Raw genomic sequence first — 21,549 nt, forward strand, 5'->3', positions numbered from 1 at the left:
AGGTGCAAGGAAAAATGCAAAGTGGCCCATCAATAGACGAAACTGCCCGCTTCCCGGCTTCGGGGAACGCGACATGCAAGGCCTATAGCAGCACATTTCCCCGGCATTGGAATGCCGGTTTGGGTGCGCTACGCATGAGCTGCATCGAATCGAAACCCGGAATCCCAGCCCATGAACAAGGCAATCACGTCATTTGCCCTGGTGGCCGTGCTGACCGGTTTCGCCATGGCGCTCAGCCTTGCCGTTGCACGCCACGGTTATCCCATGGGTGTCACCGGCGTCAGGCGGCTCGACGCCATCGCGAGTGCCGACACCTTCATGCCGCTCGCCGCCGTCTACTTCATCGCTGCTATGCTAATGATGGTCCTGCCGCTCAGGGCGGCAAGTCTGGTCCCTACCAACGCGGCCGACACGCTCCACTGGGCGGTGATCGCCCTGTTTGCGACCATCGTGGGATGCCTGGCGGCGCGATGGGCTTTCGGCCAGGCAAGCGCGCCGTGGGCCTTGCTCGACTGGCGGTTTCTGTTCGTGGCTGTGGTGGTCGGATGCCACGCAGCATTGGACCAGTTCCGCCGCGACGTGCTCATGCGCACCCTTTTCTTCATCGCCTTCGGCGCCGCGGCGCTTGCCTGCCTGTTCTGGTCGTTCCGCTTCTGAGCATCGCAGGGGCGAGAAAATCCCGTGTCCCGATGCCGGGCAGGACATTCTCGGACGCCCGGGGTTGGGATATGATCTGATTCTGGCGTAGCCCATGCCTCCCCCCCTCCACTCGGGAAAGTATCCTTCATACAGGGCGGATTGATCATCGAACCGACTGTTCGAGCAGAATGCATACGGAGGGGTTGCGGGAATTGCTCGGCAAATAGGAGGTTCCCGAATGAAACTGTCCGCGCCCATCTACCACCTGAAACGCCAGGCCAAACGCTTGTCGCGCGAGGAGAAAATCCCCCTGCACGAGGCGCTTGACCGGATCGCCGCTCGAGAGGGGTTCAACCGCTGGAGCCTGCTTGCGGCCAAATTGTCGACGACGGCGCCCGCCGGAAAACTGTTTGCCCGGTTGACCCCCGGCGACCTCGTGCTGGTTGGCGCTCGCCCCGGCCAGGGCAAGACCCTGATGAGCCTCGAACTGGCCGTCGAGGCCATGCGGTCGGGCAGCCATGCCATATTCTTCACGCTGGAATACACCAGGCAGGACATGCTGGATCGCTTCCGCGCCATCGGCGTCGATTGGCTGGATTTCAGGGATCGGTTCACGTTCGACTGTTCGGACGCCATAAGCGCAGACCACATCGTCAATGCCTTGGCGTCGGCGCCGCGCGGAACGGTGGCCGTCATCGACTATCTGCAGCTGCTCGACCAGAGGCGGGAAAACCCGGAACTGATGGTTCAGGTCCGCGCGCTCAAGGCGTTCGCACGCGACAAAGGGCTGATCCTGGTGTTCATCTCGCAGATCGATCGATCCTACGACCCGGCGACCAAGCCGTGTCCGGACATTCAGGACATCCGCTTGCCGAACCCGCTCGACCTCACGCTTTTTGACAAGACCTGTTTTCTGAACAACGGCGAGGTTCGTTTCCAGGCGGCAAGCTGATCGCTCCGCCCGGATGGCAGCTACTTTTCGCGTCGCGTGGAGCACGAGATCCGTTGGAAAATCGACAAGTCAGTTCGTCACAACCAGATTCCGGATCGGGGCTCGGCACGGCTTAATCACGTCCGGCAAGCTACAACTCTCGTTCTGGCGTGGTTCTCGAAGCGCGCGGCAAAAGTGGAGCAAAAGCCGCATAATCGTTCAGTGGCGCCAGCCCTTGGCGGCGCTGGTTTCCTTCAACCCACCAGCTCTGCGACGTAGTTTTCCAGCGTGGTCGGGCCGCGCCTGGGATCGGCCGGCATGAAGGCAGAGCCGACGGTGATGGCGGTCATGCGAGCGTAGGATTCGGCGGCGGCCGCCGAGAAGCCCATCGCGCGGAATGTTTTCTCCCACTCTGTGCGCGGTGTCACATCGAGCGTCACCGGCTTGCCGAGCGCAGCAGCGAAGGCGTCGGCCACGTCGCGCGGCGAGTAACGCCGCGGACCTTCGACATAGGTCGTGCCGGTATGGCCGGCCGGACGAGTCAGCAGTTCGGCGGCGACCCCGCCTATGTCCTCGGGCGCCACCATCGGAAGCACCAGATCAGTTGGAAGCATCGTCTGCAGGACACCTTGCGCGCGGGCCGTTTCGACCGACATCTCCCAGTTGCTCATGTAGTAGGCAGCGCGGATGATGTGAGCCGAGATCGGCTGTCGCTTCAACGCCTCTTCCAACTCGAACAGCGTGTTCAGGTCGCCCAGCCTGTAACCGGGCTGCGCGCCGTAGGTGGACTCCGCGACGACCTGCTCCAGCCCGGAGCCTTCGAGCGCCGAAACAATTGCCGCGATCGACTTCTTCTCCGCCGCGTCGGTGTCGGTGGAAACATCGGCGGGCGGATTGAGCAGGAACAGTTTTCGGCCGCCGCGCAGAACCGCGCGAAGGCAATCCACGTCGTGGACATCGGCTTCCGCCACCCCGGCGCCCAGCTTGCGCAAAGCTTCGGCCAAGGCGGCCTTGCGTGTCACGACGGTTACGGGCTCGCCTTGCGCCAGCAGCGACCGCGCCACGGCCGAGCCGACATGGCCAGTTCCACCAAGAACAATATGCATCGGGCCTTCTCCACGTTTCGAGAGAAGGAACAACGGCTGAAAGCGGTTTGCGTTCGGCTGTCCAGGCTCGCAGGTGCAAGCTCCTGACAATCGGAAGCGGTTGCGGTCGCACCGCAAGCCGGATTGGCCGGCACAAAAAAAGCGACGCCGGCGGCGCATCGCGCACCGCCGGCACCCAAGGTCAAGCCAGCCGGTTTGTCAGCCGGCCGGCAGAAATCAGGCCGCCGCCTTTTTCTCGCCCGCCAGCGGCACTTCCGCGATCGTCTTCAGAACCTGGCTGGCGATCTGGTAGGGGTCGCCCTGGCTGTTGGGGCGGCGATCCTCGAGATAGCCCTTGTAGTCGTTCTTGATGAACGAGTGCGGCACGCGGATCGAGGCGCCACGGTCGGCGACACCGTAGCTGAACTTGTTCCACGGCGCGGTCTCGTGCTTGCCGGTCAGGCGCTTGTCGTTGTCGGGGCCGTAGACGGCGATGTGATCGAGCAGGTTCTTCTCGAAGGCGGCCATCAGCGCCTCGAAATATTCTTTTCCACCCACCTCGCGCATGTAGGCGGTGGAAAAATTGCAGTGCATGCCCGAGCCGTTCCAGTCGGTGTCGCCGAGCGGCTTGCAGTGGTATTCGATGTCGATGCCGTATTTCTCGGTCAGGCGCTGCAAGAGGTAGCGGGCCATCCAGATCTGGTCGGCGGCCTTTTTCGAGCCCTTGCCGAAAATCTGGAACTCCCACTGGCCCTTGGCCACTTCGGCGTTGATGCCCTCGTGGTTGATGCCGGCCGCCAGGCAGAGATCGAGATGCTCCTCGACGATTTTGCGCGCGATGTCGCCCACCGCCGCGTAGCCGACGCCGGTGTAGTACGGGCCCTGCGGCGCCGGGAAGCCGTGCTCCGGGAAGCCCAGCGGCCGTCCGTCCTTATAGAAGAAATACTCCTGCTCGAAGCCGAACCAGGCGTCCTCGTCGTCGAGGATGGTGGCGCGGCTGTTCGAAGCATGCGGCGTGACGCCATCCGGCATCATCACTTCGCACATCACCAGCACGCCGTTGGTGCGCGCCGGATCGGGATAGACCGCGACCGGCTTCAGCACGCAATCGGACGAGCGGCCTTCGGCCTGCATGGTCGAGGAGCCGTCAAAACCCCACAATGGCAGCTGCTCCAGGGTCGGGAATTCGGCGAACTCCTTGACCTGCGTCTTGCCGCGAAGGTTGGGAACCGGAGTGTATCCGTCCAGCCAGATATACTCGAGTTTGTATTTCGTCATTCTAACCTCTCATCCATGTGCGGAACGCAAAGGGTTCCAGATGCGTTCGACCACGAGCGGCCGATCTGCCGCGAAACATAGATGCAATGAGCGTGCCACTCCGCCCCGCCGGGTCGTGGTTTTCCGCCAAAACTGCAGTCCAATCGTTCAGATCGGAAATCTGCACAACAAACAGGCAGAATGTGATGCAGAAATAATCATGTTGCCCAAATCGCTGGCATAAACTATCTCTGGCAATACATGAATCGAACACGCTTCGATTTGAAGGAAACCGGACGATGGAAACGACCTCGCATCGCCAGTCGGCCCAAATCCTGACGTTCCCGACGGCAAAGCGCGCCGCTGCCACAAATTTGAGCAGACAGGCCAAATTCGCGGCAGAGGTCGCAGCATTGCGGGCACAGACGATCGTCAGCAGCGACAGCTGGTACCATCAGGCCGCCATCGACGAAGCCGCGCGCGACCGCAAGAACTGAGGCGCGCCGCAGTCCGCGCCACTCCACTTGCATTCGCAGCGGGCCGCATCTTCCTGTTTTTAAATGTTTTTTATGTAGCTGCGCTGCGAATCCGAAAGATTCCAGCGCCCTAGGCGGCGTTGAGATTCAGGTCAGGCCGCGCCGAAAGTGGCGGATTTCGAGAACCGGAGCGGAGCGGACATTAAAGTTCGTGAGCACCGGAAGCGGAGAAGCCGCCATTGGCAGGCCGGCCTCACGTGAATCTCAAGCCGGCTTCAGCGCCTCGAGCAAATTGACCGCAGCCAGCATGTCGGCCTTGCGCATGCGGCGGCGATGCACGGCTTCGGAATCCTCGCCCCAATGTTCGATGTTCCAGTCCTCGTCGACATGTGCGGCCTTCCACGCGGTCTCGACATCGAGTTCGCCGGCATCGACGGCGAGCGCCAGCAGTGCGGAGCCGGTGAGCGACGTCATCAGGTGCAGGGCCGCCAGCCTCAGCGGCTCGTCACGCATTTTCAGGTGGATGCCGATGGCGCCGATCGCCTCGCGCGGCTGCTCGACATGCATGACCCCTTCGGCCAGCACGAAGCGGGCGCCGAGCGACGCGCGGGCCCAGTCGATCACCGGGTCCCAGGCTTCGGCCTGCCGCGCCACCAGCTTTTCCGGGCTGTCGGCGCGGTAGCAGAGCAGGTCGGATGAGGAAAAGCGCAATATGTCTTCCAGCACGGCTTGTGGGTCGAGCGCCACGCCGTCGATGGCCGTATTCACCAGGCGCGTCACCGGCATTGATACCGGATCGATGTTTTCGCCCTGGGCTTCGAACTCGGCGGCGACCAGCAGCGCTGCCTGTTCCGTCGGCAGCGCCAGCAGCGTCTTGGCCGGCGTGCGCACCGGCTTGCCGTCGAGATGGACGGCGAAACCTTCCTGCGTCGCGGCGACGCTTGCTTCTTTGTAGAAGCGCTTCGGCAGCGGCGTCTTCATCTGGATCTGGGCGCGGCGCACCGGATCGGGATCGGAAAGCTGCTTGCCCGCTTCGAGGTCGCTCAGAATATCGCGCATTGTTGCTCCTTTGATTCCAACATCGCCTGAGTGGCCTGTATCAGCAGGCTGCGAATGTCGGAATCAGACCGCCGGCGCCTGCTTGCGCGCCGGCCGGTTGACGATGATCAGCCCTGCCGCGATCAGCCCGAGCGCTGCGAAAATCTTCCACGTCAGGGGCTCGCCGAGCAGCAGCCAGCCGCATATCACGCTGAATGCGGGCGATAGGAAGGCAAAACTCGAAAGTCCCGCCGCCGGATATCGCCGCACCAGCCAGAACCACAGGATATAGGTGAAAGCGACGACATAAACAGCCTGAAACAGCAGCGCCGAGGTGGCGAGCGGCGTGACGTCGCGGATAGCGGGGCCGGCGAGCGGCACCAGCGGGATGGCCATGACAGCCGAAACGACGAGCTGGTAGAGCAGCACCTTTTCGGGAGCGGCGGTCGACAGTTTCGTGCCCTTGATGACCAGCGTGGTCAGCGCCCAGAGAAGGCCGGCGCCGAGGCTGAGCAGGTCGCCGGTGAGCGCTTCAGGGCCGGGAATGCTGAGCTTGTCGGAGAAGATGAGCACGACGCCGCCGAAGGCCAGAAGCAGACCGAGGAATTTCTGCACCGACATGCGTTCGCCAAGCATGAAATGCGCGCCGACGAGGATCCAGAACGGCATGGTGTTGACCAGCAGCGAGCTGCGCGCCACCGTCGTGTATTCGAGGCCGACGAAGATGAGCGTGAATTCGGAGCCGAACAGTAACCCCGCCGCGATGCCGCCCCACAGCGTTCCGTCCTTCTGGAACAGCGCGATGCCGCGATACCGGCACCATGCAAAGACCAGAACGCAGGCAATCGCCGAGCGCGCCACGCTGAGGAAGATCGGGTTGTAGCCGGCATTGGCGAGTTTGGCCGCCACGCCGTTCAGCCCCCACGAAAAGGTGAGCAGGATCATGAAGGCGACGGCTGCCGCGTCGACCGCATCACGGCGGTCAAATGATTGGGTGGCCGCGCTCATTCGTTTTCCCTTTCGTTCCGGCATGCAACCGGGCCGATTTCACTACACCAGCCGCGCAGTGACCACATGATCCAGCAATGGATTGCTGTGGGTTCAACCTACGAGGCGGCTTGCGGCAGGGAAAGCTCGTTATTCCCGACCTCGTGAGCGAGGAACGAGCGGAGAGTGTCGGGAATCCATGCCGTGAAATTTAACAAGGTCGCAGCGGTGCAGGACGAGGTCGTGCGTATCCAAGGCAGAAAGTTGCACATGCAATTACCCTGCTCTCGGATGAGAGCCCCCCTCAGAGGCTCCTTGCCCTCTTGGGCGCTGCCCGCGCCGACAGGTTCAGCGCCACGGCGGCGCGGATGAGCGCCTTCAATGCCGCTTCGTCGATTTCGTCACCCTCGTGGATATCGATGGCGCGGCGGGTGTTGCCTTCGAGGCTGGAATTGAAAAGACCCGAAGGGTCCTCGAGCGCCGCACCCCTGGCAAAAGTCAGCTTCACGGCAGCCTTGTAGGTCTCGCCGGTGCAGATGATGCCGGCGTGTTCCCACACCGGCACCCCCCTCCACTTCCAGGTCTCGACCGCTTCCGGATCGGCCTGCTTGATAAGGCTGCGGACCCGCGCAAGCGTCGCTCCCCGCCAGTCCCCCAGCTCCCTGATCCTCGCATCGATCTTCTGGGAGGCTCCTGCCGTTTCGTCATCCACGCTGGACGTCGCTTTTTTCATGTCGATTTCCTCGCTCAGAGCCCATTTGAAAATTTCGCTGGCGGCCGCGGTAGAGTATGCAGACGGGCCGTCACATCTTTTCGCCGGGCAACTTGCTGGCCTGCTTGACCCAGTCGGCGAACTGGGCTTCGTCGAGCTGGCCTTCATGGATGTCGAGGTAGCGCACATCCTTATGCTTGGACGTCCTCGGCGGCAGGGGCTCCAGCTCAGCGCCGCGGAAGAACGCCACCTTGACGTATTTCGCGAAGACATGGATGCCGAGGAAGTAGGTCCCCTCCTCCACGCCGTACATGGGCGAGTTCCATTTCACCGCTTTCAGCACGCCCGGAACGGAGCGCTCGATGATGGCGTCAAGGCGGCGTCCGACGTCGCTTTTCCAGCCCGGCATCGCGGCGATGTAGGCCTGCACTGGGGCATCGCCATAGCCCTTGGCGATCTGCGGGTTGCCGCCCGAAAGGAGCACCGGCTCCCCGGCCGCCTTCTTGGCGGTGGCCTTCTTTGCGGTCTTCGCCGATGTCCTGGATGTCTTGTCGGCCACTGCGCTCACTCCTATCCGCCGGTGGGCTGCCCCCACCATTTAGCGGCATAGGGCAGCGCGAACATATAAAGACCGCTGAACAGAAGCAGGAAAAGCGGCAGCAGCGGCGAATAGACGAGCCAGGCGGGCGGCTGTCCTAGCGCCATGGCGGCGAAGTTGGCGACGACGGTCACTGTAAAGACGATCGACAGCCAGCGGTGGGGCTGTCGAATCCATTTGCTCCAGTTCAATGGGACCTCCTCTGGAAACGGGGCGCAGCACTCACCGGCGGCCATGCCGCCGGCAGCTACCAGGCCGGCTGGATGATTTGAACGAGGTTGCCGCAGCTGTCGTTCACCTGGGCGATGGTTGCTGCGGTCACGTCGGTTGGCGGCATGGCGAACTCGGCGCCCAGTGTCTTCATGCGCTCGTACTCGCTCTTGACGTCGCCGGTGTGGAGCATGAGCGCGGGTTGGCCCTGGGCAAACATGGCTTGCTGGTAGGCCTTGGCCGCCGGGTTGTCGTTAACAGCGAGCTGCAGCTCAGGTCCATCCGGGTCTTGCGCCGACGCCACGGTCAGCCAACGAAACCCGCCATTGCTGACATCCGTCTTCTTAGTCAGGCCCAGCACCTCGGTATAGAAGCGCAGGGCCTTGTCCTGGTCGTCCACATAGACGCTGGTCAACTTGATCTTCATCGGTACTCGCTCCGTTTTCTCAAGACTTTGGCCTGAATTTGTGCCGGCGGGTTTCAGAGGCTGTTTGATAACTCGCTGTGGTAAGTCAAATGGCGGTGATTTCGAGAACCGGAGTGGAGCGGACATTCAGGTCCGTGAGCACCGGAAGCGCAGAAAACGCCGTCAGTTGGCCGCCGCAGTAGAGTTAGCGAACGGTCTCTCAGTCCATCCGCGCAACCACCTGTTCCAGCGCCGCAATGAACTGCTTCCAGCCGACCGTGGCGCCGCGGTAGTAGGGCGTCTGGTCTGGCCGGAAGCCCGACTGCTCCATGCGCAGGCGGGTCCCCGCGCCGGCTGGAGTAAGCGTCCAGGTGACGACGCTCTTCAGGTCCTTGGTGTCCCAGGTGTAAGTCAGCGTCCTGTTCTGCTCGACCGTCTGGACCTGGCAGTCCACGGTGCCCCAGGCAGCAGCGACATTGAAACGGTGACCCACATCCGGCCTGAAATCGTTCTTCATCAGCCACTCCTCGATCAGGTGTGATTGGGTGAGCGCGCGCCAGAGCTTTTCCGGCGGATAGGGCATTTCCCGCTCGACAATAACGGAGCGGGTTTCAGTCGACGTTTCGTTCATTGGTCCATTCTTTTCAGCAGGTCTTCGAGGTCGTCGAACCGGCTTTCCCAAAACCCGCTCATCTCTCTCGTCCAGTCGGTCAGCGGCGCCAGCGCATCGATCTCGGCGCTATAGTGCGTCTGGCGGCCTGCGTGGCGGTCGCGCACCAACCCGGCCTGCTTCAGCACGCCCAAATGCTTCGAGACCGCCGGCTGCGAGATCCCGGCTCGCGCCGTAAGCGCGCCCACCGTTTGCTCGCCTTCCCTGCACAACCGCTCGAAGATGGCCCGCCGGGTCGGATCGGCGAGCGTTCTGAAGAGCATGTCGTGAGCGTTCGGCATCGGCAATCAATAACCCATGGGCTATGGATTGACGTATAACCAATGAGATATGCGTCAGTCAAGCATGATTGAAAAGCGCAGTCGCCCGCAGCTGCTGATCTCCCCCCTTTTGAGAGGGAGATGGCCGGCAGGCCAGAGGGGGGGGCGAAGGGACGCAGACGCCTCCGCCCACCTCCCCCTTGTGGGGAGGTCGCGCCGCAGGCGCGGGTGGGGGTAACGGCCAACAAACATCCCGAGCCGAGGCAGGGAAGCTGGCCGCACCCGCCTACCCCTCGTCGGCGCTTTGTTCCTCGAAGCCGAGCAGGTTCCAGCTCTGGCGCATATGCGGCGGCATCGGCGCGGTAACGTCGATGAAGCCCTTGTCGGGATGCGGGACGACGATGCGGCGGGCGTGCAGATGCAGGCGGTTCTGCATGCCGCCGGGAAAATCCCAGTTGGTGTCCGCCTCGAAATATTTGGGGTCGCCGATGATCGGGCAGCCGATATGGGCGGCATGCACGCGCAGCTGGTGGGTACGGCCGGTGTAAGGCTCCATCTCCAGCCAGGAGAGCGACTGCGCCGCCTGCTCGACGACGCGGTAATAGGAGACGGCGTGGTCGGCGCCCTTCTCGCCATGCTTGGCCACCCGCATGCGGTCGCCGTCGGGTGTCGGCTCCTTGACCAGCCAGGTCGAGATCTTGTCCTCGCGCTTCGGCGGCACGCCCTTCACCAGCGCCCAGTATGTCTTCTTGGTCTCGCGGGCGCGGAACGCCTCGGCAAGCTTCATGGCGGCGAGCCGCGTGCGCGCGACGACCAGCACCCCCGACGTATCGCGGTCGAGGCGGTGGACAAGCCGCGGCTTCTCGCCCTTCTTGTTGCGCCAGGCTTCCAGCATGTCGTCGACATGGCGCGACACGCCCGAACCGCCCTGCACCGCCAGCCCCGCCGGCTTGTTGAAGACGAACACCTTGTCGTCCTCGTGCAGCAGCATTTTCCTGAGCACATCCGCGTCGTCCTGGTTGCGGATGGAGTGGCCGGTGAGTTGGTCCTCCCCCTTGCGGTCGACGCCGAGCGGCGGGATGCGGATCAACTGGCCGGGCTCGACCCGCGTGTCGGTCTTGGCGCGGCCGCCGTCGACGCGCACCTGGCCGGAGCGCAGCAGCTTCTGCAGCTGGACGAAACCCAATCCGGGAAAGTGGGTCTTGAACCAGCGATCGAGCCGCATGCCCGCCTCGCCGGCCTCCACCGCTATCTGTTCCACGCCTGCCATTTTTTTCCGCGCCTTTCCGTCCAAGGGGGCGGAATAGCATCAAGAAAAACTTCTTGCGAGCCACAATCCCAAAAACAGCGCCACGATCGAGACGATCACGCTGCCCAGCGCATAGAGGAAGGCCGGAAAGACCTCGCCACGCTGCCAAAGCACCGCGAAATCCAGCGAAAAGGCGGAGAATGTGGTGAAGCCGCCGAGAATGCCGGTGGCGACGAAGAGGCGCAGTTCGTTCGACGCATTGTAGCGCCGCGCCAGGAGTTCGATGAACAGGCCCATGGCGAGCGAGCCGGCGACGTTGATGGCGAGCGTTCCCCACGGAAAGCCGGCGCCGACCAGCCGCAATGCGGCAAGGTTGACCAGATGGCGAAGCGAAGCGCCGACGGCGCCGCCGACCGCGACAAGCACGAGATTGAACATGCGCATCTTCCTGCCCGCTCCGCCATGAAGCGTCAACCGGGGGGAGAGGATGCGCCGGCCACAAGCTCGACGCCCTTCCTCTCCCCCGTCGATCGGGGGAAAGGTGCGAAGCGGATGACGAAAAGCACCGCCACCAGCCATGTCGCCGCGTGCACCGAAAACGGCTTGCCGGTCACTGTCTTCAGCACGACATAGCTGATGAAGCCGAAGGCAAGGCCGTTGGCGATGGAATAGGTGAACGGCATGGCAAGCGCGGTGAGTGCGGCCGGCGTCGATTCCGTCACGTCCGCCCAGTCGATGTCGACCAGTTCGTGCAGCATCAGGCCGGCGACATAGAGCAGCGCCGGCGCGGTCGCATAGGGCGGCACCGAGGCGGCCAGCGGCGAGATGAACAGCGAGGCGAGGAACAGCACCGCGACGACGATCGCGGTAAGCCCGGTGCGGCCGCCGGCCTGCACGCCGCTTGCGCTTTCGACATAGGCGGTGGTGCTGGAGGTGCCGAGCAGCGAGCCGGCGGCGATCGCGGTGGAGTCGGCAAACAGCGCGCGGCCGAGATTGTTGGGCTTGCCCTCCTCGATCAGCCCTGCCCGCTTGGCGACGCCGATCAGCGTGCCGGTGGCGTCGAACACCTCGACCAGCACGAAGACCAGCACGACCTGGAAGATGCCGGCGCCGATCGCGCCCACCAGATCGAGCTGCAGGAAGGTCGGGGCAAGGCTTGGCGGCGCCGATACGACGCCCTGGAACGGCGTCAGCCCGATCAGGATGGAAAGCACGGTGACGGCGAGGATGCCGATCAGGATGGCGCCGCGCACCTTCAGCGCGTCGAGGCCGGCAATGATGAAGAAGCCGAGGATGGCAAGCAGCGGGCCGGGCTGGCGCAGGTCGCCGAGGCCGATGAGCGTGGCCGGATTGTCGACCACGATGCCGGAGTTTTTTAGCGCGATTATGCCGAGGAACAGCCCTATGCCGGCGGCGATTGCCGCCCGCAGCGAATGCGGAATGCCGGCGATCAGCCAGGAGCGCACGCCGGTGATGGTGAGCAGGAAGAAGATGACGCCCGAAATGAACACCGCGCCGAGGGCCTGCTGCCAGGTGAAGCCCATGGCGGCGACCACGGTGAAGGCGAAGAAGGCGTTGAGGCCCATGCCCGGCGCCATGCCGATCGGCCAGTTGGCGACCAGGCCCATGACCAGCGAGCCGATTGCGGCGGCCAGGCACGTGGCGACGAACACCGCGTTGCGGTCCATGCCGGTGGTCGACAGGATGTCCGGGTTGACGAAGATGATGTAGGACATGGTGAGGAACGTCGTCACACCCGCGATCACCTCGGTGCGCACGCTGGTCTTGTGTTCCGTCAGCCGGAAAAAATTCTCGAGCATGATACCTCCCGGTAGAGCCGCGGCGGTGCGCGGCGTTGCCGAAGCGTGGGTCCGACGGCCTTTTCTCAAGCCAAATCACGACGGGCGCCTGATTGCCCGGCCGGCGGCCGGCAATCGCGCTTTCCACGCATCCTCCCTGCGTTCACTTGGCGCGTTTACCGACGCCAGCGCAAGGCGGCCTGGTTTGAAGGAGTTTCAAGTTTTTTGCTGCGAACGGTCTTAGCCTGACGTTCGTTCAGTGCCTCGCTTCCACGCCAGCCCTCCAAGTACAATTGCCTGAAAACAGCAACCGTAGTAGCATCTCATCGGTACGTCCTGTCGATGGACGAACGAATTGCTTGCCGTTGCTACAGCGTGACTGAGGCATCGAAAATGACCATGAAACGGCGAAATTTTATTCTTGGCCTGGCTGCCGCTGCTTCCATCCCGATACTTCCGGCCACACGAAAGGCATATGCGCAGCAGGCGGGCAGCTTCATCGGCAACGTGACGGCCAGGTGGAACGCTGACGGCCGCGAGATGACGCTGATCGAACCGTTCGGTTACATCGACCCGAGCGGCAAGGCCTGGGAGGTGCCGGTCGGCACCACCGTCGATGGCGCCTCCATCCCGCAGTTCTTCTGGTCCATTATCGGCGGCCCGTTCGACGGTATGTACCGCAACGCTTCGGTGGTCCACGATTTCTACTGCCAGGTGAAGACCCGCCCCTACCGCGACGTCCACCGCGTCTTTCGCGACGCGATGGGAACGTCCGGCGTATCGGAGAGAAAGGCCTTTCTGATGTACCATGCGGTCAACCGGTTCGGCCCGCGGTGGGACAACGTCACGGTCGATCCTAAATGCCTGGTGATCGACGATCATTACGATTTCGCGGCATGCAGCCGCAACGCGGCCCCGGCCCTGCCGGTGCCTGAACTGAACCGGGAAAACCTGCAGGCGTTCATCGACGACGTCGAGGGCAATGTGGATGAACAGGATATCGCCACCCTGCGCGATTCGCTCTCCGAAGTGAGATAGTGCATGTCGCCCGAAAGTGTCCTCGGTTTCGGGAGAAACGACATACACAAACAGGCTACGGCGCTGCCGCCGAATTCGGCGCGCGCTGTAGGAACGAAGGTTTGACCCTCCGCCGGCGCATATCGATCCCCAGCCACGGGCCGGTTCCGGCGCTGGCGGCAAGTGTGCTGCTGGCTCTGCTTGTCATCCTGCCGCTTGCGGCGATCGACGCACAGGCCGGCGATATTGACACCAACCGCACCGCCGCTTGCGACGTGCGTTTTTCCGGCGAGATCGAGCAAGGCGACGCCGACCGGCTCATTGCGGCGCTGAATGCAGTCGATAATAAGATGCCGCCTGCGCCGCGCCCGCAGATCGAGACGGAAATAGGCTACTGGAGCGGGATTTTCATTCCGAGGCTTTGTCTCGACAGCCAGGGCGGCGTGTTCACCGAAGCGGTGAAGTTCCTGAAAGGCACGCTTTACAGCGTCAGTTTTGCGTCGGTGGTGGAACCGCTGGCGGAGTGTTATTCGGCCTGCGCGCTGATCTTCCTCGGCGGGCATTTGAATTCGGGCGACGGCTATTTCGAGCAGTATCGGCGTCTCGACACCACCGCACAGCTCGGCTTCCACGCGCCTTATGTCGCGCCCGCGGCGACGGAGATCGTCGACCCGGAAGTTGTCGGCCGCTCCTACCGTAACGGCGTCGAGGCGGTCGCGGACCTGCTCGACCTCAACGACGAACTGTTTCCGCGCAGCCTGCTCGCCGAATTCCTGCGCGTCGGCGCCGACGAGTTTTTCAGGATAGATCAGGTCGGGCAACTGGCGGCGTGGAAGATCGGCCTCACCGGCTACCGCCGCCCGAACGCCATGACGGAAAAACAGATCGAGTATGTCTGCAACAACCAGCGCATGCGCGACGTTCCTCAGATCTATCAGGAGTTCGCGTCCGCCGATGAAGAGCCGGAACAGGACTCTCCGGCGATACCGCTCAGCGAGAAAATGGCGGTGCGCGGCGAAGAGACCATCGAGGGCGTCGCCGGCTGCACCGTCCGGGCACGCCTCTATGGCGGCGTCCTCTTCCTCGACGCGGAGACGCAAGGCGTCGACGCCGGCAATTTCGAGGTTCAGAACGATGGAGAAGGCGACATCATCACCGCGGCCGCCGTCGCGGAAAACATCGCCGCCGTCGATCCCGACGGCTACACGCCGGCCTTTTTCCTGTTCCATCCCTCCACCAAGATCAGGACGCTGAAGGGTCGCGCCTCCCCGCCAGCCCAACCCTCCGCCGCATCGACGCGGGATTCCACCGAAGCACTCGGCCACGCGAGCCTGTGGGACCACAACGGCTCTACCATGCGGCTTGAGAAAAACGCCGGAACGCTCAGCATGACTTACGAAAACCCGCGCAAGGGCATGCGCCAGGTCGGCGTGCGCAAGGGTGACAACCTGTTCACCTGCAGCCGCGACGGGGATGGCCTCTCCTGCGTCTCGCGAATCTTCCACCCGCGCTGCGGCAGGCATGATTTCCCCGCGCAGGTTGAATTGTCGGGCGACGGCAAAAGCATCCGCATCCAGGGAGAAGCGCCGGGTTTCGATAGCGCCTGCCAGCAGACCTCAAGCAAACCGCAGGATTGGGCGTTCACCTACCTGTCTCCTGCACCGTGACCCTGCACGGCTTGCGGGGCTGCAAAGGCCCCGTGATCAACACGACCGAGGGCGCGCGTGCGGTCGACTGCATTAAGGCCGAGGACGATTGATACCCAGGCATAGGATCTCCCACGCGCCAATAATACAGCGACAGACAAGAGGCACAGCCGCAGTTCGCTGCCCAAGCGGCGCCTTCCGACGATTGTGCGCGATCACCCATACTCGCAACTGGTCCGCCATAGACCTTCGCATAACCTGACCAACGCTTCCGTTCGATGGCCGTGCAGGCCGACGCGGCGCAACCTCCTCCGCAGACGCCAGGTGGCCGATACGGCCGTGATCAAGACGGGTCAACAGGAGAGAAACATGAGCTTAGCGGAGCAGAAGGAGACAAAAATGAACTTGCACAACACCTCACAGCCCTCGGTCAAATACTGCGCCGACAAGGTGAACGCGAAGTACATCCACGGTAGGCCAGAGCACGAATTGGTTCCGTCGCGCTATGTGCTGAAGGTCGGCACGATCGAAGTGACGGTGGTCAGCGATGGGGTGCTGTCGCTGCCAGGCGCGATGTTGGGCCACAATGCCGACCCGGCCGTCCGGGAGGCCTGGCTGGAGGACAAGTTCCTGCCGCCGGATGTTCTCGAGTGGGCGCTGAACGTGGTCGTGGTGCGTAGCGGCGGCCGGACCATACTCGTCGACGCTGGGATAGGGGCGGAGTTCCCGGACTTGAAGCGGGCCGGACAACTGGTCCGGCGACTGGACGACGCCGGCATCGATCTCTCATCCGTGACCGACGTGGTGCTGACCCACCTGCACATGGACCACATTGGCGGGCTGCTCATCGACGGGGTGAAGGAAGTGCTGCGTCCGGATCTGCAAATCCACGTGGCGGCCGCCGAGGTCGAGTTCTGGGAGGCGCCCGATTTCTCCCACGTCTCCATGCCGCCGGGGTTCCCGGATGCGCTTCGGGAGTCGGCCAAGCGTTTCTTGAAGGAGTACCGCAACCAGCTGCGGACGTTCGAGGACGAGCACGAGGTGGCGCCGGGGGTGCGCGTCCAACGCACCGGCGGCCACACTCCCGGGCACAGCATCGTCCGCCTGGCGTCCGGCGCCGACCGGCTGACGTTTGCCGGCGACGCCGTGTTCCAGGTCGGGTTCGAGCACCCCGACTGGTACAACGGCTTCGAGCACGACCCCGAGGAAGCGGCCCGCGTCAGGGTCCGTCTTCTGCGGGAGATGGCGGCGAACCGCGAGTCACTGTTGGCCACTCACCTGTCGTTCCCGTCCGTCTGCCATGTGGCGGTCGACGGCGACGTCTTTCGTTGGGTGCCAGGCCCCTGGGAGTACTGACCGCTTGTTGGGTCAGGGCCGAACGGGAGCCTTCGCACCATGATCGTCTGTTCGTGCAACGTGTTGAGTGATCGGGATGTCCGCTCCGCCGTGGAGGCGGAGCGGACGCGCTCGACCAGCCGGGTCTATGGCTGTCTCGGCTGCAGCGCCAAGTGCGGCCGCTGCGCGCGCACCATCCGCCGCATCATGGACGAGGCGCTTGGCGGCGCGCTACCTCCTGCAACTGCGGGCGCGCAGTCCTCGCAACCCTGACTCTGCCGCCGCCGGACGGCTTGGTCTTCGTCTGGCGACGGCGGCGCGCCTCTAATGCATGTCGCCCGAAAGTGTCCTTGGTTTCGGGGGAAACGACATGCACAAACAAGAAGTTACAGCGCGACCGCCGAATCCCATTCGGCGCGACGCGCTGTAGTGACGTGTCGACTGCCACAGGAACGTCGGAGCGGTTCAAAGCGCAATGGCTGTGTCTTATCCCATTCCCGGCAACGAATATGAGCGCAACGAAGCAGTTCGCTCATACCGGATCATGGATTCTCCGCCGGAGATCCTCTTTGATGAAATTGGAGAGATAGCCGGCCAGATCTGCGACTGCCCGATTTCCTACATCAGCTTCATCGAGGGGGATCGACTCTGGTTCAAGAGCAGGTACGGGCTCCCGGCCGATTTCCACGGTTGTCCGCGTGAGATAGCCTTTTGCTCGGTGACGGTGTGTGGGGCCGATTTGGTCCTGTCTTGCGACATGACGCAGGATGATCGTTTTCGTAATTTCCCATTGGTGGTGAACGAGCCGGGCTATCGCTTCTACTGCGCGATGCCGCTGATAACGCCCCAGGGCTACGCTCTTGGGACAATCTGCGTGCTGGACACGCGCCCACGAGAACTGAGCTTCGCGCAGCAAGAAGGCTTGCGGCGCCTTGCACAGCAACTGGTTGGATTGCTTGAACATCGGCGGCGGGTAATCGAACGCGACGAGGCGATGCACGAACTGGACGCTGCTCACGCAGCGCTCGCTGCGGAGAAGGCCAAGACCGAGCACCTGCTTGCCAGGATATTGCCTGAAACCATTGCCAACGAACTCAAGCGGAATGGCAGGGTCGAACCGCAATTCCACGCTTCAGCGACCGTACTCATTGCCGATGTCAAGGGTTTCACGGGCTTCACCCGCGGCGCGGAGCCGGCATTGTTGATCAACATGCTGAACCGGTATTTCGCCGGCTTCGATGAAGCGATCGAGCGAAGCGGGCTGGAGAAGTTGAAGACGATCGGCGATGCCTACATGGCCGTCGCGGGAGTACCCGTCTTTCGAAAGACGCACGCAATCGACGCCTGCCTTGCGGCGCTCAGGATGTTGGCTGTGGTGGACAGACTCCGGATCGAGCGACAGAAGCTGCGGCTTCCACACTTTGAGGTTCGCATCGGTATCCATTCCGGCCCCATGATTGCCGGTATCGTGGGCACGCACCGCTTCACATATGATGTTTGGGGTGACACCGTAAACGTGGCCGCGTTGATGGAAGCCAACGGCGAAGCGGGAGCGATCAATGTCTCGGAACGCGTCTTTCACAGCGTGGCGCCTTATTTCAGCTTCGTTGATCGCGGTCAGGTGGGGGTAAAGCACGGACAGTCGCTCCGGATGTACTTCCTGGATCGCATCTCCCCGGATTACGCCGCGGATCCGGCCGGTCGTGAGCCAAACGAGCGGTTCTTCGCCAGGCCGGAAGTCAGCCTCACCCCATTGCCGAGTTAAGCGCCCCCTCTTCAGGGCTTGTCCTCCAGTCACAGCGAAGAACGCGCCACCAGGATCACGCCGCCCTGGAGGCCGGAAGGCCGACCGGTCCATGCCCGTAAAGACGCTCCGGCGCTGTGCGCCTTGGCCATCCGGCGCAGCCTTTCATTTAGGAGCCCATAGACCAACGTATCGGACGCACGCGTCCTCGGCACGATGGTCCGCACCCTGGAAAGGCTGGCATGGTTGGGCCTCTTCGCAACTCGACCAGGGAGCATCCGAAATGACGCTTGGATTCGTTCGTTCAAAGATGCAGCAGATCCTCCAGGGGCTCCGCGCCGTCGACACGACGACGCAGCCAAGGCGTGGCGACGGCGTCGACGGGTTCGCTCGCGCGACCGTTCGGCCGATCTACTCACGCAACGGGATCAGAGTGTCCGTCGGGCCAAGGAAGGTTCGCGACCGCGAGTGAACCCGCTCATCCGTGGTGAAGGCAGCCGGCCAGGGAGCGCCGGCCGATGTCTCAAGCTCAAACGCGAAGGAGCGCAAACATGAAAGACGATTTCCCTTCCCCTTCAGGAGCATCGCGCCGTGACGTCCTGTTGGGCGCGGTGGCCACCACTGTTGCAGCCGGACTGCCGAAGGCAGCACCCGCACAGGCGGCGCAGAAGCAAGACTTTCCCTCCTACAGCTCAAGCAAAGGATCAAAGACCGTGAGCACGATCACCACCAAGGACGGTACGGAAATCTATTACAAGGACTGGGGTCCAAAGGACGCCCAGCCGATCGTCTTTCACCACGGGTGGCCACTGAGCGGCGACGATTGGGATACGCAGATGCTCTATTTTCTCGACAAGGGCTACCGCGTCATCGCCCATGACCGGCGCGGCCATGGCCGCTCGGCGCAAGTGAGCCACGGTCACGACATGGATCACTATGCCTCCGATGCTGGCGCCGTGGTCGAGCATCTCGACCTGAGAAACACGGTTCACGTCGGTCACTCCACCGGCGGCGGCGAAGCGACCCACTACGTCGCTCGGCATGGTCAACCTCAAGGCCGCGTTGCAAAGCTCGTGCTCATCGGCGCGGTGCCACCGATCATGGTGAAGACGCCGGCCAACCCCGAAGGACTTCCGGTCGAAGTGTTCGACGGATTGCGCAACTCGCTCGCCGGGAACCGTGCGCAGTTCTATCTCGATTTCGCGAGCGGTCCCTTTTACGGCTTCAACCGGCCGGGCGCGAAGCCAATTTCGGGCGTCATTGAGAACTGGTGGCGGCAGGCCATGATAGGCAGCGCGAAAGCGCAGTACGACGGCATAAAAGCCTTTTCGGAAACCGACTTTACCGACGATCTGAAGGCCATCACCGTGCCGACGCTCGTGATGCACGGTGACGACGACCAGATCGTCCCAATAGCCGACTCGGCACTGCTCTCGGCAAAGATCCTGAAGAGCGCGACACTGAAGGTTTACGAGAAATTCCCGCACGGCATGTGCACGACCAATGCCGATACGGTGAACCCGGACCTGCTCGCCTTCATCAAGTCATAGGCTTTCGCCGCGTCCGCTTGGTGAGAGCCAGATCGCCGGCCGCCCCCCTCCCCGGCCGGCGATCACCCATCTTCAACCGTAACTGGAGTGTATCCCATGATTAGGACCATGCTTTACAGCACCGCTGCTCTCGCGGCCTTCATCGCCACCGCCGCGCTGGCCGACGATTCGGCGGGCTTGCCGAAGAATGTGAAGCTCGTCTACGACCAGCCGCTGCCCAACGTCCCAGGCAAGAGCATGAGGGGCGTGCTCGTGGAATACGAACCCGGCGGCAATTCGCCCGCGCATCTCCATCCCAAGTCCGCCTTCATCTACGCCACGGTTCTTGAAGGCGCGATCAAGAGCCAGGTCAACGACGGGCCGGTGACTACCTATCGCGCCGGCGAAAGCTGGTCCGAATACCCGGGTGATCGCCACAGCGTCAGCCAGAATGCCAGCGCGACCGAACGCGCGCGGCTGCTTGCCGTCTTCGTCGTCGACACCGGCGAGACGGAATTGGTGCTTCCCTACGAAGAATGAGGTCGGAATTCATCGCCTGTGCGAATGGGAAAAGCGGTGCGCCGCCGGAGCGTTTGAAGCGCTCGGCGGCATGGCCACTCGACCAAGGATGGCTGTAATGCTTATTGAGAAACTGCATCCCTTGACGTCGTCGCGCCTTGCGGTGATCGACTTCGATGCAACCGTGCAGGTGGCCGCCCTTTCGCTTTCCAGGCCCGGCATCGGCCTCGTGGTTGTGTGCAATGCCGGCGGAGGCGCGGAGGGCGTGCTCAGCAAATCGGACCTCGTACGCCATCTCACCGGCCCGATGTCCTCGACGCCGTCGGTGGCCCACCTTATGAGCAGATCCATCATCTCGTGCAGTCCGCAGGACGATGTCCATGATGTATGGCAGACCATGACTGCGCGAAGCCTGCAAAACCTTCCGGTGATCGACGCCGGCGCCAGGCCTCTCGGCATACTGGACATACGCGACGCGATGGAAGCCCTGTTCAAGCAGGAAGAAATGCAGGAGCGGATACTCATGAACTATGTCACCGGCGTCGGCTACCGCTAGAGCATTTTGCAGCCAAATGGAATCATTTGGCGGCCGCATAAATGCGGCAAAACAAATAGTTAGAGCGAGTTACCGGTTCTGAAAAAACCGGTAACTCGCTCTAACTGGCGCGCACGAAAACGCTGAATTCATCTCGACCGTGCTGCTGCTGTGGGCTGAGCACTCCGATGTCGCCGTTCCCGCGCCGTTGTTGCGCCAATAGGGGTGGTGATTGACGCAGCATCGCCCGCGACGGGAGCCGAGATCCAGCCCCAGAATGGGCAAGTCGGCGAGGCGTTGGAACTTACCTTCCCGGCGAGCGATCCGATCGGTGTTCGTTCCGGTACGGACGCGGAACCCGAAAGCTGGCTGCGAGCGAGGTCTTGTCCGCACTTGTTAACAAGGTCGGGAGCCTCCTGCATTGGCCGCGTCGCGGCGCTGGTGGCTGGACCAGACGCGAGAACCCATCGAGCATCGACACGAAGCGAGGCCGCAGTTGCGAAGCTTGCCATCTCATGGCGATGCTTACGGACGCGGGAAGCCGATTAATGGTCCCGGCGCCCGCAATCCCCGCGCAAGCACACATGGGCTTTCGCCGGGTCTAGTTCGCGCCAGGCTCGCGCATCGGCTCGGGCAGCGTTTCCCATGCCCGTATCAACTCGCCGATGGAGGCGGCCTCCATCTTGCGCATGACATTGCCGCGATGCAGCTTGACCGTCACTTCGCTGATGGCGAGGTCGAAGGCGATCTGCTTGTTGAGGCGTCCATGCGCCACTTCATGCAGCACCTCGCGCTCGCGGGGCGTCAGCGTCTCGAGGCGGTCGACATTGCGCTTGACGATCCGGGCTTCCTCGCGCCGCGCCGCGTCCATCGCAATGCCCGCGATCACCGCATCAAGCAGCGTTTG

The 21,549-nt window shown here is 62.9% G+C and carries 25 protein-coding genes and 1 pseudogene; 12 read left to right on the top strand and 14 right to left on the bottom strand.

The window, feature by feature from the left end:
* The first annotated feature begins 171 nt into the window (after nucleotides 1-171).
* Both F3H98_RS18230 and F3H98_RS18235 read left to right on the top strand, forming a co-directional pair.
* Nucleotides 172-657, top strand: coding sequence for a hypothetical protein (locus F3H98_RS18230; RefSeq protein ID WP_149761628.1), 486 nt, complete (start codon nucleotides 172-174; stop codon nucleotides 655-657).
* 220 nt (nucleotides 658-877) lie between these two features.
* Nucleotides 878-1,591: a DNA helicase gene (locus F3H98_RS18235; RefSeq protein ID WP_149761630.1), complete on the top strand. Its 714-nt coding sequence runs from the start codon at nucleotides 878-880 to the stop codon at nucleotides 1,589-1,591.
* A 233-nt stretch (nucleotides 1,592-1,824) separates the two neighbouring features.
* Here F3H98_RS18235 and F3H98_RS18240 read toward each other — a convergent pair whose 3' ends face one another.
* Nucleotides 1,825-2,676, bottom strand: coding sequence for an NmrA family NAD(P)-binding protein (locus F3H98_RS18240; RefSeq protein WP_149761632.1), 852 nt, complete (start codon nucleotides 2,674-2,676; stop codon nucleotides 1,825-1,827).
* Between the two features lie 216 nt (nucleotides 2,677-2,892).
* Nucleotides 2,893-3,933 (bottom strand): glutamine synthetase beta-grasp domain-containing protein, encoded by a 1,041-nt coding sequence (locus F3H98_RS18245; protein WP_149761634.1) that lies wholly within the window; start codon nucleotides 3,931-3,933, stop codon nucleotides 2,893-2,895.
* A 278-nt stretch (nucleotides 3,934-4,211) separates the two neighbouring features.
* Here F3H98_RS18245 and F3H98_RS18250 point away from each other — a divergent pair, with 278 nt between their 5' ends.
* Nucleotides 4,212-4,409: a DUF2735 domain-containing protein gene (locus F3H98_RS18250; protein ID WP_149761636.1), complete on the top strand. Its 198-nt coding sequence runs from the start codon at nucleotides 4,212-4,214 to the stop codon at nucleotides 4,407-4,409.
* A 243-nt stretch (nucleotides 4,410-4,652) separates the two neighbouring features.
* Here F3H98_RS18250 and F3H98_RS18255 read toward each other — a convergent pair whose 3' ends face one another.
* The 11 genes and pseudogenes from F3H98_RS18255 to F3H98_RS18305 all read right to left on the bottom strand — a co-directional run.
* Complete coding sequence (locus F3H98_RS18255; protein WP_149761638.1) at nucleotides 4,653-5,447, bottom strand: ATP12 family chaperone protein; 795 nt, start codon at nucleotides 5,445-5,447, stop codon at nucleotides 4,653-4,655.
* 63 nt (nucleotides 5,448-5,510) lie between these two features.
* A complete protein-coding gene (locus F3H98_RS18260; RefSeq protein ID WP_149761640.1) occupies nucleotides 5,511-6,434 on the bottom strand; it encodes a DMT family transporter in 924 nt (307 codons plus the stop codon).
* 283 nt (nucleotides 6,435-6,717) lie between these two features.
* The gene (locus tag F3H98_RS18265) at nucleotides 6,718-7,146 is read right to left on the bottom strand and encodes a DUF1801 domain-containing protein (protein WP_149761642.1); all 429 of its coding nucleotides are present in this window, start codon (nucleotides 7,144-7,146) and stop codon (nucleotides 6,718-6,720) included.
* Between the two features lie 70 nt (nucleotides 7,147-7,216).
* A complete protein-coding gene (locus tag F3H98_RS18270; RefSeq protein WP_244621775.1) occupies nucleotides 7,217-7,684 on the bottom strand; it encodes a DUF1801 domain-containing protein in 468 nt (155 codons plus the stop codon).
* Between the two features lie 11 nt (nucleotides 7,685-7,695).
* Complete coding sequence (locus F3H98_RS18275; RefSeq protein WP_188130456.1) at nucleotides 7,696-7,914, bottom strand: hypothetical protein; 219 nt, start codon at nucleotides 7,912-7,914, stop codon at nucleotides 7,696-7,698.
* Nucleotides 7,915-7,970: 56 nt separating this feature from the next.
* Entirely contained in the window at nucleotides 7,971-8,360 is a 390-nt protein-coding gene (locus F3H98_RS18280; protein ID WP_149761648.1) for a VOC family protein, read from the bottom strand.
* A 199-nt stretch (nucleotides 8,361-8,559) separates the two neighbouring features.
* Nucleotides 8,560-8,970 (bottom strand): SRPBCC family protein, encoded by a 411-nt coding sequence (locus F3H98_RS18285; RefSeq protein WP_149761650.1) that lies wholly within the window; start codon nucleotides 8,968-8,970, stop codon nucleotides 8,560-8,562.
* Nucleotides 8,967-9,290 (bottom strand): ArsR/SmtB family transcription factor, encoded by a 324-nt coding sequence (locus F3H98_RS18290; protein WP_149761652.1) that lies wholly within the window; start codon nucleotides 9,288-9,290, stop codon nucleotides 8,967-8,969. The genes F3H98_RS18285 and F3H98_RS18290 overlap by 4 nt, the downstream gene beginning before the upstream one ends.
* A gap of 265 nt (nucleotides 9,291-9,555) precedes the next feature.
* Entirely contained in the window at nucleotides 9,556-10,539 is a 984-nt protein-coding gene (locus F3H98_RS18295; RefSeq protein ID WP_149761654.1) for an RluA family pseudouridine synthase, read from the bottom strand.
* A 39-nt stretch (nucleotides 10,540-10,578) separates the two neighbouring features.
* The gene (gene crcB, locus F3H98_RS18300; RefSeq protein ID WP_149761656.1) at nucleotides 10,579-10,956 is read right to left on the bottom strand and encodes a fluoride efflux transporter CrcB; all 378 of its coding nucleotides are present in this window, start codon (nucleotides 10,954-10,956) and stop codon (nucleotides 10,579-10,581) included.
* A 98-nt stretch (nucleotides 10,957-11,054) separates the two neighbouring features.
* A pseudogene (locus F3H98_RS18305) lies at nucleotides 11,055-12,338 on the bottom strand (NCS2 family permease); the annotation flags it as partial.
* Between the two features lie 378 nt (nucleotides 12,339-12,716).
* On the opposite strand from F3H98_RS18305, the gene F3H98_RS18310 reads away from it, so the two are divergent.
* The 9 genes from F3H98_RS18310 to F3H98_RS18350 all read left to right on the top strand — a co-directional run bounded on the left by F3H98_RS18310 (nucleotide 12,717) and on the right by F3H98_RS18350 (nucleotide 20,663).
* Nucleotides 12,717-13,355, top strand: coding sequence for a DUF1353 domain-containing protein (locus tag F3H98_RS18310; protein ID WP_244621776.1), 639 nt, complete (start codon nucleotides 12,717-12,719; stop codon nucleotides 13,353-13,355).
* Nucleotides 13,356-13,456: 101 nt separating this feature from the next.
* Nucleotides 13,457-15,001 (top strand): hypothetical protein, encoded by a 1,545-nt coding sequence (locus tag F3H98_RS18315; protein ID WP_149761662.1) that lies wholly within the window; start codon nucleotides 13,457-13,459, stop codon nucleotides 14,999-15,001.
* 348 nt (nucleotides 15,002-15,349) lie between these two features.
* A complete protein-coding gene (locus tag F3H98_RS18320; protein ID WP_425294855.1) occupies nucleotides 15,350-16,336 on the top strand; it encodes an MBL fold metallo-hydrolase in 987 nt (328 codons plus the stop codon).
* A 39-nt stretch (nucleotides 16,337-16,375) separates the two neighbouring features.
* A complete protein-coding gene (locus tag F3H98_RS18325) occupies nucleotides 16,376-16,588 on the top strand; it encodes a (2Fe-2S)-binding protein (RefSeq protein WP_149761665.1) in 213 nt (70 codons plus the stop codon).
* Between the two features lie 202 nt (nucleotides 16,589-16,790).
* Nucleotides 16,791-18,080 (top strand): adenylate/guanylate cyclase domain-containing protein, encoded by a 1,290-nt coding sequence (locus F3H98_RS18330; RefSeq protein WP_149761667.1) that lies wholly within the window; start codon nucleotides 16,791-16,793, stop codon nucleotides 18,078-18,080.
* 262 nt (nucleotides 18,081-18,342) lie between these two features.
* The gene (locus tag F3H98_RS18335; RefSeq protein WP_149761668.1) at nucleotides 18,343-18,531 is read left to right on the top strand and encodes a hypothetical protein; all 189 of its coding nucleotides are present in this window, start codon (nucleotides 18,343-18,345) and stop codon (nucleotides 18,529-18,531) included.
* 241 nt (nucleotides 18,532-18,772) lie between these two features.
* Nucleotides 18,773-19,609, top strand: a complete 837-nt coding sequence (locus F3H98_RS18340; protein ID WP_188130458.1) for an alpha/beta fold hydrolase — start codon at nucleotides 18,773-18,775, stop codon at nucleotides 19,607-19,609.
* A gap of 96 nt (nucleotides 19,610-19,705) precedes the next feature.
* Nucleotides 19,706-20,128 (top strand): cupin domain-containing protein, encoded by a 423-nt coding sequence (locus tag F3H98_RS18345; RefSeq protein ID WP_149761672.1) that lies wholly within the window; start codon nucleotides 19,706-19,708, stop codon nucleotides 20,126-20,128.
* 97 nt (nucleotides 20,129-20,225) lie between these two features.
* Complete coding sequence (locus F3H98_RS18350) at nucleotides 20,226-20,663, top strand: CBS domain-containing protein (protein WP_149761674.1); 438 nt, start codon at nucleotides 20,226-20,228, stop codon at nucleotides 20,661-20,663.
* A gap of 580 nt (nucleotides 20,664-21,243) precedes the next feature.
* Here F3H98_RS18350 and F3H98_RS18355 read toward each other — a convergent pair.
* Nucleotides 21,244-21,549: response regulator transcription factor (locus F3H98_RS18355; protein ID WP_244621777.1), on the bottom strand; the 306-nt coding region annotated here is incomplete at its 5' end.

It is taken from the genome of Neomesorhizobium albiziae, from assembly GCF_900114255.1.
GTDB classification, from domain to species: domain Bacteria; phylum Pseudomonadota; class Alphaproteobacteria; order Rhizobiales; family Rhizobiaceae; genus Neomesorhizobium; species Neomesorhizobium albiziae.

Bases quoted from the DNA above. Each gene is read 5' to 3' on its own strand.
- F3H98_RS18320 (WP_425294855.1), top strand. From the start codon at position 15,350: ATGAGCTTAGCGGAGCAGAAGGAGACAAAAATGAACTTGCACAACACC.
- F3H98_RS18310 (WP_244621776.1), top strand. From the start codon at position 12,717: ATGAAACGGCGAAATTTTATTCTTGGCCTGGCTGCCGCTGCTTCCATC.
- F3H98_RS18230 (WP_149761628.1), top strand. From the start codon at position 172: ATGAACAAGGCAATCACGTCATTTGCCCTGGTGGCCGTGCTGACCGGT.
- F3H98_RS18295 (WP_149761654.1), bottom strand. From the start codon at position 10,539: ATGGCAGGCGTGGAACAGATAGCGGTGGAGGCCGGCGAGGCGGGCATG.
- F3H98_RS18255 (WP_149761638.1), bottom strand. From the start codon at position 5,447: ATGCGCGATATTCTGAGCGACCTCGAAGCGGGCAAGCAGCTTTCCGAT.
- F3H98_RS18335 (WP_149761668.1), top strand. From the start codon at position 18,343: ATGACGCTTGGATTCGTTCGTTCAAAGATGCAGCAGATCCTCCAGGGG.
- F3H98_RS18290 (WP_149761652.1), bottom strand. From the start codon at position 9,290: ATGCCGAACGCTCACGACATGCTCTTCAGAACGCTCGCCGATCCGACC.
- F3H98_RS18250 (WP_149761636.1), top strand. From the start codon at position 4,212: ATGGAAACGACCTCGCATCGCCAGTCGGCCCAAATCCTGACGTTCCCG.
- F3H98_RS18325 (WP_149761665.1), top strand. From the start codon at position 16,376: ATGATCGTCTGTTCGTGCAACGTGTTGAGTGATCGGGATGTCCGCTCC.
- F3H98_RS18350 (WP_149761674.1), top strand. From the start codon at position 20,226: ATGCTTATTGAGAAACTGCATCCCTTGACGTCGTCGCGCCTTGCGGTG.
- F3H98_RS18285 (WP_149761650.1), bottom strand. From the start codon at position 8,970: ATGAACGAAACGTCGACTGAAACCCGCTCCGTTATTGTCGAGCGGGAA.
- F3H98_RS18345 (WP_149761672.1), top strand. From the start codon at position 19,706: ATGATTAGGACCATGCTTTACAGCACCGCTGCTCTCGCGGCCTTCATC.
- F3H98_RS18245 (WP_149761634.1), bottom strand. From the start codon at position 3,933: ATGACGAAATACAAACTCGAGTATATCTGGCTGGACGGATACACTCCG.
- F3H98_RS18260 (WP_149761640.1), bottom strand. From the start codon at position 6,434: ATGAGCGCGGCCACCCAATCATTTGACCGCCGTGATGCGGTCGACGCG.
- F3H98_RS18330 (WP_149761667.1), top strand. From the start codon at position 16,791: ATGGCTGTGTCTTATCCCATTCCCGGCAACGAATATGAGCGCAACGAA.
- crcB (WP_149761656.1), bottom strand. From the start codon at position 10,956: ATGTTCAATCTCGTGCTTGTCGCGGTCGGCGGCGCCGTCGGCGCTTCG.
- F3H98_RS18235 (WP_149761630.1), top strand. From the start codon at position 878: ATGAAACTGTCCGCGCCCATCTACCACCTGAAACGCCAGGCCAAACGC.
- F3H98_RS18240 (WP_149761632.1), bottom strand. From the start codon at position 2,676: ATGCATATTGTTCTTGGTGGAACTGGCCATGTCGGCTCGGCCGTGGCG.
- F3H98_RS18265 (WP_149761642.1), bottom strand. From the start codon at position 7,146: ATGAAAAAAGCGACGTCCAGCGTGGATGACGAAACGGCAGGAGCCTCC.
- F3H98_RS18280 (WP_149761648.1), bottom strand. From the start codon at position 8,360: ATGAAGATCAAGTTGACCAGCGTCTATGTGGACGACCAGGACAAGGCC.